A 17,747-nucleotide genomic window follows, 5' to 3' on the forward strand; every position below is an offset into this window, starting at 1 on the left:
GGTTACAATCGTAACGGAGACGGCAGTTGATTGGACCGTCGACGTCAGTGCAGTTGGCGGGCGAGGCATTGCGCGACAGCCGCCGACAGCAGCGGCTTCTTGATGACTTCGCTTATGCCGGCGGCCGTCAGTTGACGGGACCTCAGCGGACGGCCGTAGCCGGTCATCAGCACGATCGGCAGGTCCGGCCGGATGCGATGCAGCTGGCCGGAAAGCTCGATGCCCGTCATCTCCGGCATGACCTCGTCGGTCAACACCAGATCGAAGCGCTCCGGCTCGGCGCGGAACGCCTTGAGCGCGGCAGGCGTGCGGTCGAAGCCGACCGGCTCGTAACCGAGCGCGGCCAGCATCTCCTCGGCAAGCTGCATGAGCGGCCTGTCATCGTCGACGACAAGGATCGTCTCGCCATTGCCATACTCGACCGGTGTCTCGGCGGGCTCCGCCTCGCTATCAGGCACATCGGCAGCCGCGCGATCGATCCGCGGAAAGTAGATTTCGAACGTCGTGCCTTCGCCGACCCTGCTCCTCACATCCACCGCGCCCCCGTGCACCGCGATGATGCCGTGCGCCGTCGACAGGCCGAGCCCGGTGCCCTGCCCCGCCGGCTTGGTCGTGAAGAACGGCTCGAAGATGCGCTCCAGGGTCGGCTGATCCATCCCGCTGCCATCGTCGCTGACGCAAAGCCGGATATAGCGGGCGGGGGCCAGGCTGGCATGCGACAGCATCCTGGCCTCCGCAAGGTCCGTCGTGCCGAGACCGATCCGCAACACGCCGCGATTGTTCATCGCCTGCGCCGCGTTCGTGCCGAGATTCATGACCACCTGCTGAAGCTCGGTCGGATCGCCCATCATCGCTGCGTCGCCGGCGGAAAGATGCGTCTTTACCGAAAGCGTGGCGGGGAACGAGGCGCGCAGCAGGTCGACCGCCTCCGCCACCACGGGTTCCACCCGCAGCGCGCGGTGCTGCCGCTCGCGGCGGCGGCCGAAGGCAAGGATCTGCTCGGTGACATCCTGCGCCCGGCCGCCGGCCTTCATGATCTGCTGGACATAGCGCCGCGCGCGCGAATCCTTGAGCAGCACCGCCAGCGCCATCTCGCTGTAACCGAGAATGGCGCCAAGGATGTTGTTGAACTCGTGCGCTATGCCGCCGGCAAGCGTTCCGATCGCCTCCAGCCGCTGCGACTGGTTGAGCCGGGCCTGCAGGGCCTCGCGCTCGCGCTCGCTCCGCTCGCGGGCGATGGCGTTGGCGAAGATCTCGGCGGCGGTGCGCAGGAGGGCGATGTCGTCGTCGGCCCAATGCCTTTCATGCGTGACGGCGTCGAGAGCCAGGAAGCCCAGACGCTCCCCGGTGTGCCAGAGCGGAATGCACAGCCAGGAGCGCAGCCGATCGGCCCCGAGCCGCGCCTTCTCCGAGCCATCCGGAAGCTCGCCGACACGGGGGACCGAGATGCAGCCCTGGCGCTCGTGGTCCTTGAGCGTCCAGCGCGAAGCGAGCTCGATCATGTCCTTGGCCGAACGCGCCGGCATATCTATGCCCGGGCGGCGATAGGCGTAGCCGCCGGACGGTCCGGTGTCGCCCGCACGGCTGACGACGATCTGCGCGCCGTCGAGCCCGGCCTGGGCCACGAGGCGCGAGAGGCCCTCGCTGATTTCGGCGCGGATGCGGTCGCGCGGCAGGTTGATGAACTGGGACGAGATCGAGGCGATCAGGCGCTCGAATTCCAACCGCTCGCGCAGGATCTGCGCGTTGCGGCGGAGGCGCGCGAGCAGATAGGCCACGTAGCCCACAAGGATCAGCGCTGCGGCGTAAAGCAGCGCCTGGAACAGCGAGGCTCTGGCGGCCACTCGTCCGTGCGCCTGGAGATAGACGTCCTGCAGCGCGCGGGCCCGCTCGCTGGTCGGCGCGGCCTGCAGACGTGCGACGAGATCGTCGACCGCCGGCAGCCGCGCGACGATGAGCCGGGCGTGCGACAAAAGCGACCCGATATCGCTTGCCGATGGCGTGTCGACGGAGGGTCTTTCCAGCCGGTCGAGCGCGGCGGTCACCGCCTTCGCCGCCTCCGGCTGGGGATCGCCGATGAAGCGCGACATCGCGGTCGTGAGAACTCCGATCTCGACCGCCCGCAGACCGCCGCCCTCGGTCGCAAGCCGGCTGCTCATATAGTTGAAATAGTTCAGGGAATTCTGCAGCAGCGCATTGTCCGACTTGAACGCCTCGACAAGCGCTTCCTCGTCGCGCACCGCAGCCGTGACCCCGGCGACACGCCGGTCGATGTCGGCCTGGGCCTCGCCGCCCGCGACGTCGCGGGCGATGGGCAGGCTGCGTGTCGCCTCGTCCAGTCTCCCGACCGAACGGACAAGCGGGTCATAGTCGCGCAGCAGCCCCGTGCGCGCCCTGAGCACGTCGCGCTGGAGGGCCGCGTTGTAGAGGATGACGGTCCTCAGCGCGTCAAGCGCGCGTTCGTGGCGCGCGGCGTCCGGAGCCGCGCCCTGCACCAGAAGGTAGGTGAGCACGATGAGCAGGCAGGCGATGACCGGCGCCAGGATGGGAAGCGACTTCATTGCTGCGGATGATCGGCTGCGCTGGTCAACGGCTTGCCGCGGTAGCGGCCCGTCAGCGTGCCGAGGAATTGGACGATCAGGTTGACATCGCGCCAGTCGAGTTCCCGGCCGAGCTGGTTGCGCGCCATGATCCGCACCGCATCGGCAAGCGAGGCGGTGCGGCCGTCGTGGAAATACGGCGCCGTCACGGCGACATTGCGCAGGCTCGGAACGCGGAACACATGGCGGTCGGCCTCGACACCGGTGATGGCGAAGCGGCCGAGGTCGGCCGTGGTGACGGTCTTCTGCCCGGCAAACGGATCCTGGAAGATGCCGAACTTCTGGAACAGGTTGCCGCCGACATTGACGCCCTGGTGACAGGCGATGCAACCATAGGCCTTGAACAGCCGATAGCCATGCTCCTCGTCGCGGGTGATGGCGTCGCGCTCGCCCTTGAGGTAGCGGTCGAACGGGGCATCGGGCGTGATGAGCGAGCGTTGAAAGGCGGCGAGCGCGTCGAGCACGTCCGTGCGGCCTGGCGCGGCGCTGTAGGCGCCGGCGAACCTTTGCGAATAGTCCGGGTCCGCGCGCAGCTTGGCGAGCAATTCGTCCCAGCTCGTATTCATCAGCCTTTGGTCGAGCAGGGCCGCCTCGTTCTGCTCTTCGAAGCTGCGGAAATTGCCGCGCCAGTTGAGGCGGAAATCGAGCGCCGCATTGAAGACGGTCGGCGCGTTGAAGTCGAGACGCTCGCCACTCGCCGCCACCGAACGCGCCTGGCCGTCGTCGCCGCTGAGATCGAGCCTGTGGCAGGAGCTGCAGGCGAGCGCATCGCCATGCGACAGCCGCGGATCGTTGAAGAGAAGCTCGCCGAGCGCGATCCTGGCCTGGTCGGCGGGTCCGGCATCCGTTACCGGCGCGATCGGCTCGCCCATTTCGGGAGCTGGCCGACCGGCCTCGATCAAGGCAAAAGGTGCCGCCGCTGCCAGGCAAAGCGGAACAAAAAGCCCTGCCCGGAACTTACCAGTCTGCTCATGCGCCATCGAGCGAGCCTTCGGTATATCCAATCAGGAAGATCACCGGCGCTTACCAACAGATCGCCGAAAATCGACGTTTAATAAAGCAACGGCGAGGCCATGGGTTCCATGCTTGCGGACGGAGCGAGATGTCTACCGAACAAAACGCGCGCCACGAAGAACAGGCACAAGACGGGATAGAATCGTTAACGGCGGGAAAGCATATCCTTGTCGTCGACGACGACCCCGACATGCGCGCCATGCTTGCTAACTACCTGGAGGGCGAGAACTTCAGGGTCAGCGCCGTCGCCGACAGCCGGGCGATGTCGCGCGTTTTCAATGCACGGGCGGTGGACCTGATGATCCTCGACATGAAGCTTGCCGACGAAGATGGGTTCGACATCATGCGGCAGTTGGGCTGCCCGCCGGAGGCGCCGATCATCATCATCACCGGCCACAGGCGCGACGAGACGGACCGTATCGTCGGCCTGGAGCTCGGAGCCGACGACTATATAACCAAGCCCTTCAGCCTCAGGGAGCTGCTCGCGCGCGTGCGCGCCGTGCTCAGGCGATCGGGCTCGGCGCAACGGCGCCCGCAGGGCAGGAAGCATCCGCGCTACCGCTTTGCCGGCTGGGAACTCGACATGCGCACCAGGCGCCTCAAGTCGCCAGCGGGCGAAGCGACGCCGCTGACCGCTGGCGAATTCAACCTCCTGGCGGCATTCCTCAGATCGCCGCAGCAGATCCTCAGCCGCGAGCAGCTTCTTGCCGCCAGCAGGATGCACGACGAGGAGGTGTTCGATCGCAGCATCGACGTGCAGATCCTGCGGCTGCGCCGCAAGCTCGAGGCAAATCCCAGCGAGCCGAAGCTCATCGTCACCGAACGCGGCGCCGGCTATGTGTTCGCGGCGGGGGTCGAGGCGGCCTAACATCGCGGCAAGGTGCGCTCGGCCCGCGGCCGTGCTTCAGCCCTCAGCAAACGGAAACCTTCCTGTAGTCTCCCGCCCCCCAGGCGAAATTGACAGACTGCCCATCGGCGAGGGTGTAGCAAGGCGAGTCGAAATTCCAGCGGACTCTGACCTGGACCCGCATGGTCCTCCCGCAATAATTGAAAATGCTGGCATTCTCGTTGTTGGGATGGACTTTGCGGATGATGCAGGCCGGCGCCGTCGCGGCATATGCGGCCTGGCTGCCGCCCGCCAGCGTCCCGCCGGCGACAAAAGCTGCCACAGCAGTTGAAGCGACCCAGGATCCGCTGATCGCGGTCACGACTGCGCGCCGCAAGGCGCCGGACTTTGCTTGAGTTTTCACATACATGGCAACCTCCTTTCCATGCTTTCGACGGCACAGTGAAGGAGGCCGGTTACAATGGGATTTCAGAGCCGGAAAACCTGGCTACATTTGAAACCGGACGGCGATCGCTATCGCCAGACAGAATGATGGGTACCTTTTTATGCAGGCAGGACCGGGTGGCGCTGTTCCGCCGGCGTCGCAAATTTCGTGCCGCCACGTTCATTAGGAATTCGGAAGGCCGGCCCTCGCCAGCATTTCGAGGAACCGGGCGTGATGATCATCCCGCACATAGCGCGGCAGAAAGCCTGGACAGACATTTTTCAGGTTGAGATGTGGAAGTTGCGACAGGCAATGATGGATGGCGCGTGAGGCTTCTTCCTTGTTCCCTGTCGCCGAAGCGGCGGCCGCCCAATAAAGGGCGCCGCGGACGAAACCCGGCTTTGTCCTCACCACTCTGCGGGCGACTTCGAGCGCCCGGCGGTCGTCGCCGCCGGCGAAGAATGCAACAACCAAGCCATGGTGACGCCAGAAGTCGATGACGTCGTGCGCGCCGAGCCGGATGGCTTCATTGGCCTCGTGCAGCGCCTCGCTCACTTGGCCGCGCAGGCCGTAGAGCTCGCCGAGATCACCGTGGCCACTCGGATAGCTCGGGTTGAGGCTGACTGCGTGACGGCATTGCACAATAGCTTCGTCGATCCGGCCATCGCATTCGTAGGCGAACGACAGGATGCAACGGGCAATTTCATCATCCGGCACTGCCCTTACCGAGTCTTCGGCAAGCCGCAGCGCGTCATCGACATGCTCCTGCTTGCCAGGTAGCGCACCGAATGCAAGGCCCATGGACGTCGCGATGGAGAGCGTCCGCTTTGCGCGAGCGTTTTCGGGAGCGATCAAAAGGGCATTCTCGGCGAGTTCCTTCGAGATCAGCAGCGAGTCCCGGGTCATCTCGAAGTACTTCATCAGAGCTTCGTTCACCAACCTGCGCACTTCGGAGATGCCCGGCGGGCTCTTGTCACGAACTTTCCAGTTGGTCAGCTGAAGCTCGAGGCTCACCGCCAGCACAACCGACCGCGCGATCCTGTCCTGGAATTCGAGTGCGTTTTCTGAATGGCCGTCGAATTTCTGGGCCCAGACATTGTGACCATCGGCAGCATCGACGAGTTGAACGTTCACTCTCAGTTCGTCGCCGGATCTCTGGATGCTGCCGTTGAGCGTATAGCGAGCGCGCAAGCTTCCCGGGGCTTTGGATTCATCGCCGCTCTTCTCGACGGGCGGGAGCCCTGACAGCACGACATAGTCGGCAACTTCAGAGAGCGCCGTGGTGATGTCATGGACAAGGCCCCTGGCGAAAAAGTCGTCGCCTCGCTTTCCTGTCAGGTTGACGAAGTCGGCAACACTGATGGATGGATGCCCGAGGCGCTGCCCGGCCGGCACACTATTTGCCGACTGCAGATTTGATGAAATATCGGCAACAGAAATGGATCGCCAAAGCGCTCTTGTCTCTTGGCCGACATCGACGCCAAACTCCTTCTTCAATACGCTTCTGCAAGTCTCGAATGTCCGCAACGCCCTGTCGCGTTGGCCGCACGCAACGAGCAGTTCCATTTTCAGCCGATAGGATTCCTCTCGCGTCGGTTCCATGGCCAGAATTCGATCAGCCACGACCAGCCCACTTTCAGCGTCTACGAGACGGGCGAGCTTTTCGAAGGACTCAAGCGCGCGGCTGAGCAGCTTTTCGCGCTCCGAGGCGGCCCAATCATCGAAAGCATTGCTGCCCAGATAGAGGCCATCGAGAAACGGTCCGGTGTAAAGTGCCAGAGCCGTTTCGAGTTCCTGCGCGGAACGGCCCAGGAGACCCGTTTCAAAATCCTCCACATCCACGCGAACGGCATCCGGCCTGAGGCCGATCAGGTCCCTGCGGGAATGAATGATATCCATCCCCGCCCGCGACAAATCCCGGCGCAGGACGCTTAGGGTCTGCCGCAGACTGTTGCGCGAGTGCTCGCCGTCGCTGTCGCTCCACAGGAGGTCAGCCAGCCGCTCCCTTGGCGCCACCAGACCGGGACAGCGGGTCAGATAGGCGAGGATCGCGGGACCTCGCCTTCCGGTCAGCCAGACCGGACCGCCGGCTTCCATTTCAATATGGAAACCGCCGAAGAGTGAGATTCTGCCGGTAGCGACGCTTTCCCCGCTTTGCATTGCTTAACAGCTTTCAGAATGACGACATTGTAACTCAAAACTAACGCAGCGGAAACTCCGCAGCCCCGCCCCCAAGCGCTGCCCTGACGATAGCTGAATTAGACTTGCCTGAATTAGCGGCGGCTGAACCTACCATGGTTTCCGGCCGGGGGGTGCGGGGAATGTCTAAGCTCACAGCCAATCTGCTGCTCCTGTTTGCCGCCGCGCTATGGGGCTTCGGGAACGTGGCGCAAAAGACGGTGCTCGGTCACCTCGACGCGCTGAGCGCGGTTGGCCTGCGCTGCCTGATCGGCGGGCTACTTGTCTTGCCTTTTGTCTTGACCGAGCGGCGACTGCCTGTCGACGCCGCCCATTTTTCCAGCCTGATCCGGGTGGTCGTGCTGTTTGCCGTCTCCATCATGCTGCAGCAGGTCTGCTATCTCGGCGCCACGGTCACGAATGCAAGCTTCCTGATAAGCACGGCAACGGTGATAACGCCGCTGGCCGCCTGGCTTCTCATCGGCGAACGTCCAACGGCGGGTCTGATACTCGCCGCCGGATCGACGGTGATTGGCTGCCTGCTTCTGTCAGGCGGGATCGCCGGTCTCAGCGGCGGGGATATTACCGCTGTCCTGTCGGCCGGCTGCTATGCACTCTGGACGGTCGAGCTTGGCCGGCACATGCAGGCTCATGCGCGTCCGCTCACGGCCGCAGCCGCACAGTTCCTCGGCACAGCAGCCTTCGCCCTTCCGCTCGGGGCGGTGCATGGCAACCTCTCATTCACAGCGGCTTCCGAAGCTACCCCTGAACTCTTGGTGCTCGGGGTTTTCTCCACCGCGGTCGCCTTCGGCATACTGATTGCCACCCTGCGCTTCACCTCCGCCAGCCATGCTGCCGTGATCGTCAGCGCCGAAAGCGTCTTCGGCGCCATGGGCGCGGCGGTCTTCCTTGGCGAGCGGTCTTCTGCCGTAGGCGCGTTGGGTGCGGCGATCATTCTCGGCTCGATCCTCTCGGTCGCAATGTCGAACCGCATGCCGGCGGCACGCCTGCCCTTGCGAACCGACCCCAGCGCTCCCGACGCGCCGGTCCGTGCCTTTGGAGCCGCCCCGGCGGGTTGGGGCATTCCTGCCACCGCCAATCCAGGTCACGAGGAGGCATTCCATGACCCTTCCCGGTAACGCCCTCACTCGTCCTGCCAGCCGCGGTCGATCGCTTCGAAAACGATCTGTCTTTGAGATGGAGGGTAACATGGTCGGGCGCCATCATCAGGATTCGAGGTCCAGGTTTCACTCTGGGCCGGGACAGCGGGCCAATTCATTGCTGAGGTTGGCAACGCTCGCAGCCGCGGCGTTTTGGTGTCCGACGGCACACAGTGCCAACGTCGATGGAGCGATGCTGAATGTAGACGTCGCGGTCGTATTCGCCGTGGATTTCTCGTCGTCGATCAACCCCAAGATCGCCGACCTGCAACGCGAGGGGCATGCCGCAGCACTCACCTCGCCCGAGATCATCAGCGCCATCACCCAGAACTATATCGGTTGCATCGGCGTGGCCTATTTCGAATGGTCAAGTCCAGGTCACACACGCACCGTGCTGCCGTGGACACGAATCTGCGGGCTGGAAGATGCCAAGGCAGCTGCGTCAGTGATCAGCAACACAGGCGATACCGGCTATGGTCGCGGCGGCCGGGGCGGAACATCGGTGTCGGCGGCCATCGATGTCGGAAGCCTCATGCTCGACCGGTTTCCAGGAAACGCGATGAAGAAAGTGATCGACATCTCTTCCAATGGCGAGAACAACGACGGGCTTCCCGTTCAGCCCAGCAGGATGAATGCCATCGCCAAGGGATACACGATAAATGCGATCGCCATTCCGGCAGCGGACGAGAATCCCGAGCAATCGCTGGCATCCTATTTTGCCCGGTCCGTCATTGGCGGCTCCCAGGCCTTCGTCCTGTCGCCGAAGGGGCAGCACGATTACATCACTGCCCTTCGCCGCAAGCTGGTGACGGAAGTCAGCATGAACGTCGACCGACACATTCCGGCGACAGGGCCTCAATAGGCCTGCACTGCCGTATTTGTGCTGGCGCGCTGCACCGCGCCCGATGCGGATGCAGCGCCGCCGCCCTACCCCTCCCGCAGCCAGACCAGCATCTCGCCGGGATCGCGATTGTCCCAGGCGAAATACGGCACAGCCTTGAGCTTCGTCTCTTCGGCGGCCGGCGGTTCGGGGCGATAGAGATCGCCGCCCCAGTTCTTCGCCTCCGCCCTGCTGCCGATGGCCGAGAGCGTGACGATGCCGCCAAGCAGGTTCGGCTCTTTGCGCGCCTCCAGCCTGGCCGTCCGCGGCAGTGCGATTCGATGCAGTCCACCGCCATTGTCGGTTTCCTCCACACAGTAGATCAGCGGGCCGCGCGCAAGCGCGACGCGGCCGATGTCCTGCCGCACTTCCGGATTGGCGAAGAGGCGGGCCATCGACATTTCGAGGTCGAGCTCGACGCGATCGCCCCGGCGCCATTCGCGCCGGATCGCAGCGTAGCCGTCGCTGGTCGCCGCATCGAGATCGACCATCTTGCCGTTCACCGTGAGCGCTGCGTTGCGGCACCATGCGGGTATGCGCAGGTAAAGCGTGAACGCAATCGGCGCCTCGGTCTCGACTTCGATCGCGACGGCGCCGTCCCAGGGATAGCTGCTGGTCTGGACGAGGCTGACCGGCCGGCCGGCGATCTCGAAGCGGGCCGTCGAGTCGCCGTAGAGATGCACCGCCAGCGCATCGTCGGCGAGGCCGTAGAAATAGCTGCCGATAGACGCCACCATGCGGCCGATATTGGGTGGGCAGCACGGGCAGCGATGCCATTTCCAGCGGTGGTGGCCGCCCCTGCTCTCCAGCGGATTCTCATAGAAGAACAGCGAGCCGTCGAGCGACAGGCCCGAGATCGAGCCGTTATAGAGGGCGCGTTCCATCATGTCGGCGTAGCGGGCGTTCGGCCCCATGCCGAGCATGCGGCTTGCCCAGAACACCAGGCCGACCGAGGCGCAGGTCTCGGCGTAGGCAGTCTCGTTGGGCAGGTCGTAGTCGTTGGTGAAGCCCTCGTTGTCGGCCGACGGGCCGAGGCCGCCGGTGACATAGAGGCTCTTCGTCGTGAGATCGTCCCACAGCCGCTCGAGCGCGACCTTCAGCGTGTCGTCGCCATATTCGGTCGCGATGTCGGCCATGCCGGAATAGAGATACATCGCCCGCACCGCATGGCCGACGACCTTGTCCTGCTCGCGCACCGGCTTGTGCGACTGGTTGTATTCGTAGGTCTTGAAGTGGAAATCCTTGGGGTCGGCGCCGCGTGCCCTGGCCTCCTCGTCGAAATAATGCGGCTGCTGGCCGCGCTGGTCGATGAAGTACTTTGCCAGCTCCATGTATTCCTGGTTGCCGGTCACGCGCGCGAGCTTGACCAGGGCCAGCTCGATCTCCTCATGACCGCAATAGCCCTTCCGCTTGCCGGGCTCGGGACCGAATGTGTCGGCGATGTGGTCGGCGTAGCGGCTCATGATATCGAGGAGCTTGCGTTTTCCCGTCGCCTGAAAGTAGGCGACTGCGCCCTCGATCAGATGGCCGGCGCAGTAAAGCTCGTGGCAATCGCGCAGGTTGGTCCAGCGCAGGCCGGGCTGGATGCGCTGGTACCAGCTCGACAGATAGCCGTCCTCCTGCTGCAGCTTGCCGTACATGTCGATGACGGCGTCGATCTTCTTTTCCAGATCAGGATTGCGGCGGCGGTAGAGCGAATAGGCCGCGGTCTCGATGGTCTTGCCCCAGTCGGAATCCCAGAACATCTGGGTGGTCACGGTGCTGGCGGTGAAGCCGTCGCTGACATGGAAGGGAATGACGACGCCCGTCGACGGCCGGTCCGGATCGATCTGCTCCAGCATGCGCGCCTCGACGCAGCGGTCGTAGAGGATGCCGGCGGTCTTGGCTGCGACCGCGTCGACACGGTCGCCCCAGAAGCCGCGGACATCGACCTGCGGCACGGGCAGCGGCCGGAAGGCGAGCTTCGGCTTGCCGGGAGTGCTTGTCTGCGTGGCGGGCTGCGATGCGGTCATGAAGTCACTCCATTCGAATGCGGCAAATTACTTGACGGCCCCGGCCATGAGGCCGCGGATGTAGAAGCGCTGCAGCGCCAGGAACAGGATCAGGCAGGGCACCATCATCACCGTGACGCCCGCCTGTACCGCGCCCCAGTCGATGGCGCCGAAGCGGCCGGACTGAAGCGCGGTCATCATCACCGGCAGGGTGAATTTGGACTGATCGGTCATCAGCACGAGCGCGGCCAGGAACTCGTTCCAGGCGCCGAGGAAGGCGAACAGTGCGATGGTGACGACGCCCGGCCAGACCAGCGGCAGCATCACTCTCACCAGCATGGTGACGTTGTTGGCGCCGTCCATGCGCGCCGCCTCCTCGATCTCGCGCGGCACGGCGTCGAAGGCGTTGCGCATCATGAAGATCGAGAACGGAAGCTGCAGCGTGACGTAGACGCAGACCAGGCCGGTCAGCGTGTTGTGGAGGCCGAGCCTCGTCAGCACCAGGAAGATCGGCGTCAGGATCGACTGGAACGGGATCATGATCGTCGACAGGATGAGGAGGAAGAAGAAATCCTTGAACGGGAAGCGAAAGCGCGAGAAGCCGTAGCCGGCGAGCACGCTGACCAGCACCGACAACAGCACCGTCATCACCGAGACGTAGATGCTGTTCTGTGCCGAGGCCCAGAGCCCGTCGCCGAAAGTGTTCAGCGTTTCGTAGTTCTCGATCGAGAAGCCCGATGTCGGCCAGGGCGGCAACGGCGGCTGCCGCGCCTCCTGCGCCGGCTTGAAGGTCGACAGCACGGTCCACACGATCGGCGCCAAAAACAGCACCGAGGCGATCATGCCGATGGAATGCCTGCCGAAGCTGAAGACCGCCTTGCGGTTTTGCGACATCGCCCCGGCCATCAGTCGAGCCCCTCGGGCTTGCGCAGCAGCCAGAGCTGGATGAGGCTGAGCGCCACCAGTATGACCAGGAGCACCATGGAAAGGGCCGCGCCGTAGCCCAGCTTGAACGACACGAAGGACTGGTTGAAGATCCAGTAGACGGCCGTCAACGTCTGGTTGCGCGGGCCGCCGCGCAGGATGATGTAGAACTGGTCGAAGGCGAGGATCGATCCCGCGACCGACAGGATCAGCGCCAGCGCCAGCGTGCGGCGCATCAGCGGCAGGGTGATCGCCCGGAACCGGGCGAAAGGCCCTGCCCCATCGATGACGGCGGCCTCCTGCAGGTCCTGCGGGATCGATTGCAGCCCGGTCATCAGGATGATCATGGTGAAGCCGGCGACCTTCCAGACAACCATGGCGATGATCGACCAGAAGGCCGGCTGGAAGGTGGCCAGAAGGTTGACCTTCTTCCCGGTCAGGCCGAGGTCGAAGGCGGCCGGGCTGAACAGGCCGGAATCGACATTCAAGAGCCATGACCAGAGCAGGCTCGCCGAGGCAAAGCCCACCACCGCCGGCATGAAGAAGGCGGTGCGGTAGAGATTGGTGAGCGGGCGCGGCCGCTCGATGAAGATCGCCAGCGGAAAGGCGACGGCGAAGATCGCGATGGTGACGATCACCGTGTAATAGGCCGTGAATTTGAGCGCGTTCCAGAAGCGGGTGTCGCGCAGGATCGCAAAATAGTTGTCGAGGCCGATGAAGGCATGCTCGCCCATCAGCGGCCAGTTGTGCAGCGACATCCACGCGGTCATGCCGAGCGGGATGACGAAGAAGACCGTGACCAGCGCAACGGCCGGCGCGACATAGATGAGGCCCACCCATTGCCGACGCCCGGCGCCGACCAGCTTTCGGGCGCGGGCGGGCGCGGAGGTTGCTACTGCGACTGAGGTCATGCGTGCTCTTCCATTAGCGCGACGTCCCCCTCCCCCTTGAGGCCCTTGAGGGGAGGGTCCGGCCGAAGGCCGGGGGTGGGGTCCTCCGCGACGCGCGCCGACATAAAAGAACGTCGAGCACTGCCGCGGCGACCCCACCCGGACCTGCGGTCCGACCTCCCCTCAAGGGGGAGGTTAAGGGCGGCGCCAGTCTACTTCTGCGGCGCCTGGTCGATGATCGACTGCATGGTCTCTTGTGCGTTCGAAATTGCGCCGTCGACATCGTCGCCGAAGAAGACCTCGTTGACCATCTGCGTCCACGGGCCGTTGGCGGAGTTGATCAGGTCGTTGAACACCACCGTGTAAGGCGTGCGGCCCTTGGCCATCGCCTCGGCCGCCACCTGGTAGCGCGGATCGAGATCCTTCAGCGCTTCCTTGGCGATATCGCCGCGGACCGGCAGGCTGCCATATTTGGCGAGGATGGTCTGGCCCTCCAGCGAGTAGGCGAAGTCCAAGAACTCCTTCACCACCTCGATCTTCTTGGTGCCCTTGGTGACGACAAAATTGTCGCCGCCGGCAAAGGACGACCAGCCGCCGTCCTTGCCCGGCAGGAAGGTGATGCCGTAGTCGATGTCAGGATACTGCGTGTTGAGCGCGCCGATGGCGAAGGCGCCGGACGGCGAGATGCCGATCTTGCCGCCGGCAAACGCGGCGAAGAAGTTGGAGCCGGTGTCGGTCTGCGCGCCCTCGGGCACCAGGCCCTTCTTGACCATCGAGCGGTAGAGGTCGACGGCGCCGCGCAGCTGCGGGCTGTCCAGCGTCGCCTTAGAGCCGTCCTCGGAGAGGATGTCGCCGCCCGAAGCCCAGATCAGCGGCGTGAAGGTGAAGATGTTGCAGCCGCCGCAATTGCCGGAGAAGTAGAAGCCCTTGATGTCGCCGCCGAGCGCATTGACCTTTTCGGCGTCGGCCTCGATCTCGGCCCAGTTGGTCGGCCCCTTCTCGGGGTCGAGACCGGCCTGCTTGAACAGCTTCTTGTTCCAGATCAGCACCGAAGAGTCGGCCGAGAACGGCAGGCCGTAGATGCGGCCCTTATAGGTGCCGGTCTTCACATGCGCCGGCGACAGGCTGGCGAAATAGGGCAAGGATTTCGCCCAGTCGGTGATGTCCTCGAGCTGGCCGGCGGCGGCGAAGGACGGCGTGTAGATCAGGTCGAGCGAGAGCGCGTCGGGCGCGGTGCCGCCGGCGGCGGCGGCGCCATATTTCGGGATGATCTCGGCATTGGGGATGATGTCGAGCTTGATCTGGTCCTTATGCGCCTTGTTGAAGGCGTCGACGATGCGCGGCATGAAGTTCGAGCCGTCGGCGCGAACCCAGATGTTGGCGGTCTCGGCGGACGCGGCCTGCAGGCCGGCGCCGATCACGGCGGCGGCTAGAGCCAGTTTCGCAATCATGGTCTTCACGGTATTCCTCCTCATGGTTCTCCTCCCAGTTTGGCCGTTGCGCGACGGCCGTTTCGTTTGATGCCTCAGCCGCCCGGCGGACGGCCGCATGACTGACGCACCACCAGCCGGCACGGCAGTTTCCGGATGCCCGGCGCGGCCGGCTGGCCGCCCACGAGCGAAAGCAGGGCAAGCCCGGCCTCGCGGCCCAGCGCTGCCAGGTTCATGTCTACCGAGGTGAGCGGCGGGCGCGTCGCCTCGGCCACGATCTCCCAATTGTCGAAGCCGATGACGCCGACATCCTCGGGCACGCCAATCCCGCGCTCGCGCAGCGCGTCGATGACGCCGCGCGCGATCTGGTCGTTGCCGCAGAAGACGGCGTCCGGCCAGCCTTCCCTGCCCCGGCCGTTGCTGAACAGTTTTGCGACTGCGTCGCGGCCCCAGCCTTCAGACCACTGCCCAAGAAGCGGCTCGCTGACGGGCAAGCTGTGCTCCTCGAGCACGTCCCGGTAAGCCTGCGCCCGCGTGTGCACCACCGCGAAGCTCGCCGGCCCGCTGACATGGGCGATGCGGCGGCGCCCGAGCCGCAAAAAGTGCTCGACCGCCAGCCGCGCGCCGCCGGCATCGTCGGAGACGAGGCCGACCGCGCCGGGATCGGGCTGGGTGAAGGCATAGACCACCGGAACGCGCAGGTTGGAGAGGTCGACCGGCAGGTGGCGGTCGATGCGTTTTCCCGTGGCGATGATGCCGTCGACGCGCTTGTCGAGCATCGCCTCGACATGCATCTGGCCGAGCCGCGGATCGTCCTCGACATTGCACAGGAACACCGAGACGCCATTGTCGACCAGCGCATCCGAGACGCCCGCCATCAGCGGCAGCGAGAAGCGGCCGTAGGTATCGTTGGTGAGCAGCCCGACGGTAAAACTGCGCTTCCGCAACAGGCTCTGCGCCAGGTGGTTCGGCCGGAAGCCAAGTTGCCGCGCCGTCTCGCGGATGCGCTCGCGTGTCTCGGCAGTCATGCGCCCCTGCCCGTTCAACGCCTTCGAAGCCGTCGCCACGCTGACGCCGGCGGCCGCGGCGACCTCACGCAGGGTGACCGGCGTCTTGGCGGAGACTGGCGCTGGCTCGGCGTCGGAGGGCATTGGTCGAGGCTAATTCCCTGAGTTGGGAAAAGGTTTTCTCTTACCGCCCTGCGCAGTGATGACGGGTGGGTCAGCAAGCGTGGGGCGATTTGGGAAAAGGTTTTCTCAGAGGGAGATTAGGTGAAGGATATGGAGATGGCAAGGGGATGGCGGGCAGGCTGTTCGTCAACGGCCGCCTTGCGCCAGGAGGCGACATTCCGGTCTTGCTTCCCATACCTGCCGGAAATCGGCAGCCGTCAAAGTGTAGGAGCTGCGGCGGTCGCGGGAATAGGCTTTGCTGGCAACCTTGTGGATAGATGATCGCAAGGTGTCGAATGCTGACAGGCATTTTGTTTCCGACGCCGCTGTCCCGGCCAAGCGATGTCCGATTTTGCCAGCGCCGCGATCTCGACGAAGAAGCGCACCTCGAACATGCCGTCATGGCCGGTAAAGCGGACGGCATTGCGCGCTTCATCGAAGCTGCGGCTGGGGTTGGGAAAGGACAGTGTCATGATTGGCCCGCCGCTCTCTTGTGCAGGACAATTGGCGGCGCGGCCCCTGCCTTGCGACGCTCAGCATTGCGCAGGTTGAGGGACAACATGCTGCGCGTCGCATCCGACCGGCTAAGGCCGGTCATGACAGCTCCGTCCTCATGTGCCGGAATTCCGGAGAAGACGTGATAGACGTTCCAGGAACGATCCGCTTCGACGCGGCGGCCATATTGACGATCCGGGGCATCGCGCTGCCGATCGGTATCGCTATGGGCATTCATGATGCTGGCCTTTCCTCATTGATCGCTTCCGTAGCGAGAATGCTGGAATGGAGCGTTGCGCCATTCGCATCGGCGATCGTCATGGCGTCCGGCCGCTGCGGCATGTTCAGGGTTTGGGCCAAAAGCCTGGCGATTTCGATCGCATCGTCGAGGTCGGCCGCTTCCGCAGTCTCGCGGCCGAGGACGGCATGCGCATCGTCCGCGGCGCGGGTGCGATAGAATTCGATCAGGATCTTCATCGTCATCCGCGCCTGTCTCGCAGCGTTAGTTCTTGCCCTTGCCGCGCGGGGCGCTGATGTTGGCCGCAAGTCTGGTCTGGGCGCCGAATACGCTTTCAGGCTTGGGCAGGGCCTTTTCCTGCTTTGGCTTCCTGATCTCCCGGCTCGAGCGTTTCTGTCCCTTTGACATGTTCGAACGTCCTTTCGATGAGCGTTATGGTGTCACCGGGCGGAGCGTCGACCGGTTCGAGACTGTCCTGCGTCGCCACCCGTTCATGAAGTTCGCCGTCGCTGCGGATGCGGTATTGCGGCGAATCTCCTCTCGGCGGCAGCGTGGCTGTGATGCGGTAGATTTCTGCGGTCTTCAGAAACGTACCAAAGCCGCCCTTCAGCCGGACCGTCTGTCCGACAGCGAAGAGATGCGCTGCGGCTTCGCGGCGGATTGGGCGTGCGTTGCGTTGCATCAGGGTTGTGGTTCTCATCATTGTCTCTGGTCCTGCTCCAGGGCGGCTTCGAGCGATGCCGGTTCGATCGGCACCATCTGATGCGTAGCGCCGCTTGCAGAAATCGCCGGCAGGTGAATGAAGGTGGTGACGCGGCGCCACGCGATCAGGGAAGCCCCTTCGAGGGACTCCTCGTCATGATCGACGCGATATTCTCCGGGTGGTTGCGGTGCGTCAAAGCCGGGCAGCGAAAACGCCGACTTGAAGCGAACGACTGTTGGTGTGGTGCGGCTGGTCATGAATTGCGGCTTTCCTCGGAAACGCGCGCATGCACCTTTCCGTATCATCCCCACTCGAACCGCCCGAACGATGCCCGACGCTGCCAGTACATCCGTGGTCAGCGTCGGTTTCATTCGAGGGTTCGAACGGAACGAAATGTGCGCCGGACCGGCGCATGCACTCGTTTTCGAGAATTCGGTGGTGAATGGCGGGGCTCTGACACAAAGCCAACTCGACCAAATCAACGAGTTTTACATATGCGCCTCAATTGAGTTCCAAACAAGGTCGCGACGGCCTTTTATTTTACCTTTGAAATAACAAATCCGCGTCTCCGAAATTCAAGCCACCAGAAAATTTTCCTCCAATGCGAATTAATTTCTGCGCGGCTCGAATTATTTCATTCGAATTCTTGGCATTGGCGAGAAATAATTCTGGCACTCCTATCTATCGAGTGCCAACGCGCCTATACAGGGGCAGCGGCCGCCTATGCCGGCCCCAGAAAGAAGCTCCCATGAAATTCCGGCCACTCCACGACCGCGTCGTCATCCGACGCGCCGAAGGCGACAC

At 64.0% G+C, this 17,747-nt stretch carries 16 protein-coding genes and 1 pseudogene; 3 read left to right on the forward strand and 14 right to left on the reverse strand.

What is annotated here, in order from left to right; translation table 11 throughout:
• Positions 1 to 44 precede the first annotated feature (44 nt).
• Positions 45 to 2,561, reverse strand: a complete 2,517-nt coding sequence (locus EH240_RS15325) for a two-component system VirA-like sensor kinase (protein WP_124999553.1) — start codon at positions 2,559 to 2,561, stop codon at positions 45 to 47.
• Positions 2,558 to 3,580, reverse strand: coding sequence for a cytochrome-c peroxidase (locus EH240_RS15330; protein ID WP_124999555.1), 1,023 nt, complete (start codon positions 3,578 to 3,580; stop codon positions 2,558 to 2,560). Before EH240_RS15330 ends, EH240_RS15325 begins: the two co-directional genes overlap by 4 nt.
• Positions 3,581 to 3,702: 122 nt before the next feature.
• Here EH240_RS15330 and EH240_RS15335 point away from each other — a divergent pair, with 122 nt between their 5' ends.
• Positions 3,703 to 4,482 (forward strand): response regulator, encoded by a 780-nt coding sequence (locus EH240_RS15335; protein WP_124999556.1) that lies wholly within the window; start codon positions 3,703 to 3,705, stop codon positions 4,480 to 4,482.
• Between the two features lie 43 nt (positions 4,483 to 4,525).
• Here the strand turns inward: EH240_RS15335 and EH240_RS15340 are convergent, their stop codons facing one another.
• Together EH240_RS15340 and EH240_RS15345 are read right to left on the reverse strand one after the other, a co-directional pair.
• Positions 4,526 to 4,822, reverse strand: coding sequence for a hypothetical protein (locus EH240_RS15340; RefSeq protein WP_206075272.1), 297 nt, complete (start codon positions 4,820 to 4,822; stop codon positions 4,526 to 4,528).
• 246 nt (positions 4,823 to 5,068) lie between these two features.
• On the reverse strand, positions 5,069 to 7,045 hold the full coding sequence (locus EH240_RS15345; protein WP_124999560.1) for a BTAD domain-containing putative transcriptional regulator: 1,977 nt from the start codon (positions 7,043 to 7,045) through the stop codon (positions 5,069 to 5,071).
• A gap of 161 nt (positions 7,046 to 7,206) precedes the next feature.
• Between EH240_RS15345 and EH240_RS15350 the strand changes: the two genes are divergently transcribed.
• Entirely contained in the window at positions 7,207 to 8,202 is a 996-nt protein-coding gene (locus tag EH240_RS15350; protein WP_124999562.1) for a DMT family transporter, read from the forward strand.
• Positions 8,186 to 9,085, forward strand: a complete 900-nt coding sequence (locus EH240_RS15355; RefSeq protein ID WP_342634089.1) for a DUF1194 domain-containing protein — start codon at positions 8,186 to 8,188, stop codon at positions 9,083 to 9,085. Before EH240_RS15350 ends, EH240_RS15355 begins: the two co-directional genes overlap by 17 nt.
• 65 nt (positions 9,086 to 9,150) lie before the next feature.
• Here the strand turns inward: EH240_RS15355 and EH240_RS15360 are convergent, their stop codons facing one another.
• From EH240_RS15360 to EH240_RS15405, 10 genes and pseudogenes are all read right to left on the reverse strand, one after another.
• Positions 9,151 to 11,115 (reverse strand): glycoside hydrolase family 127 protein, encoded by a 1,965-nt coding sequence (locus EH240_RS15360; protein ID WP_124999564.1) that lies wholly within the window; start codon positions 11,113 to 11,115, stop codon positions 9,151 to 9,153.
• A gap of 27 nt (positions 11,116 to 11,142) precedes the next feature.
• The gene (locus EH240_RS15365) at positions 11,143 to 11,988 is read right to left on the reverse strand and encodes a carbohydrate ABC transporter permease (RefSeq protein WP_425374804.1); all 846 of its coding nucleotides are present in this window, start codon (positions 11,986 to 11,988) and stop codon (positions 11,143 to 11,145) included.
• 11 nt (positions 11,989 to 11,999) lie between these two features.
• Positions 12,000 to 12,929 (reverse strand): carbohydrate ABC transporter permease, encoded by a 930-nt coding sequence (locus EH240_RS15370; protein WP_124999568.1) that lies wholly within the window; start codon positions 12,927 to 12,929, stop codon positions 12,000 to 12,002.
• A gap of 191 nt (positions 12,930 to 13,120) precedes the next feature.
• Positions 13,121 to 14,368 carry an ABC transporter substrate-binding protein gene (locus EH240_RS15375; RefSeq protein WP_124999570.1) on the reverse strand — a complete coding sequence of 416 codons (1,248 nt, stop codon included), beginning with the start codon at positions 14,366 to 14,368 and terminating at the stop codon, positions 13,121 to 13,123.
• A gap of 65 nt (positions 14,369 to 14,433) precedes the next feature.
• Positions 14,434 to 15,489, reverse strand: coding sequence for a LacI family DNA-binding transcriptional regulator (locus EH240_RS15380; RefSeq protein WP_124999572.1), 1,056 nt, complete (start codon positions 15,487 to 15,489; stop codon positions 14,434 to 14,436).
• Positions 15,490 to 15,654: 165 nt separating this feature from the next.
• A pseudogene (locus EH240_RS15385) lies at positions 15,655 to 15,980 on the reverse strand (DUF1488 family protein).
• Positions 15,977 to 16,240, reverse strand: a complete 264-nt coding sequence (locus EH240_RS15390; RefSeq protein WP_124999574.1) for a hypothetical protein — start codon at positions 16,238 to 16,240, stop codon at positions 15,977 to 15,979. Before EH240_RS15390 ends, EH240_RS15385 begins: the two are co-directional and overlap by 4 nt.
• Complete coding sequence (locus EH240_RS15395; protein ID WP_124999587.1) at positions 16,237 to 16,479, reverse strand: hypothetical protein; 243 nt, start codon at positions 16,477 to 16,479, stop codon at positions 16,237 to 16,239. Before EH240_RS15395 ends, EH240_RS15390 begins: the two co-directional genes overlap by 4 nt.
• Positions 16,480 to 16,574: 95 nt before the next feature.
• On the reverse strand, positions 16,575 to 16,940 hold the full coding sequence (locus EH240_RS15400; protein WP_124999589.1) for a hypothetical protein: 366 nt from the start codon (positions 16,938 to 16,940) through the stop codon (positions 16,575 to 16,577).
• Entirely contained in the window at positions 16,940 to 17,200 is a 261-nt protein-coding gene (locus EH240_RS15405) for a hypothetical protein (protein WP_124999576.1), read from the reverse strand. The genes EH240_RS15400 and EH240_RS15405 overlap by 1 nt, the downstream gene beginning before the upstream one ends.
• Positions 17,201 to 17,747 lie beyond the last annotated feature (547 nt).

Source organism: Mesorhizobium tamadayense, assembly GCF_003863365.1.
Classification (GTDB): domain Bacteria; phylum Pseudomonadota; class Alphaproteobacteria; order Rhizobiales; family Rhizobiaceae; genus Mesorhizobium; species Mesorhizobium tamadayense.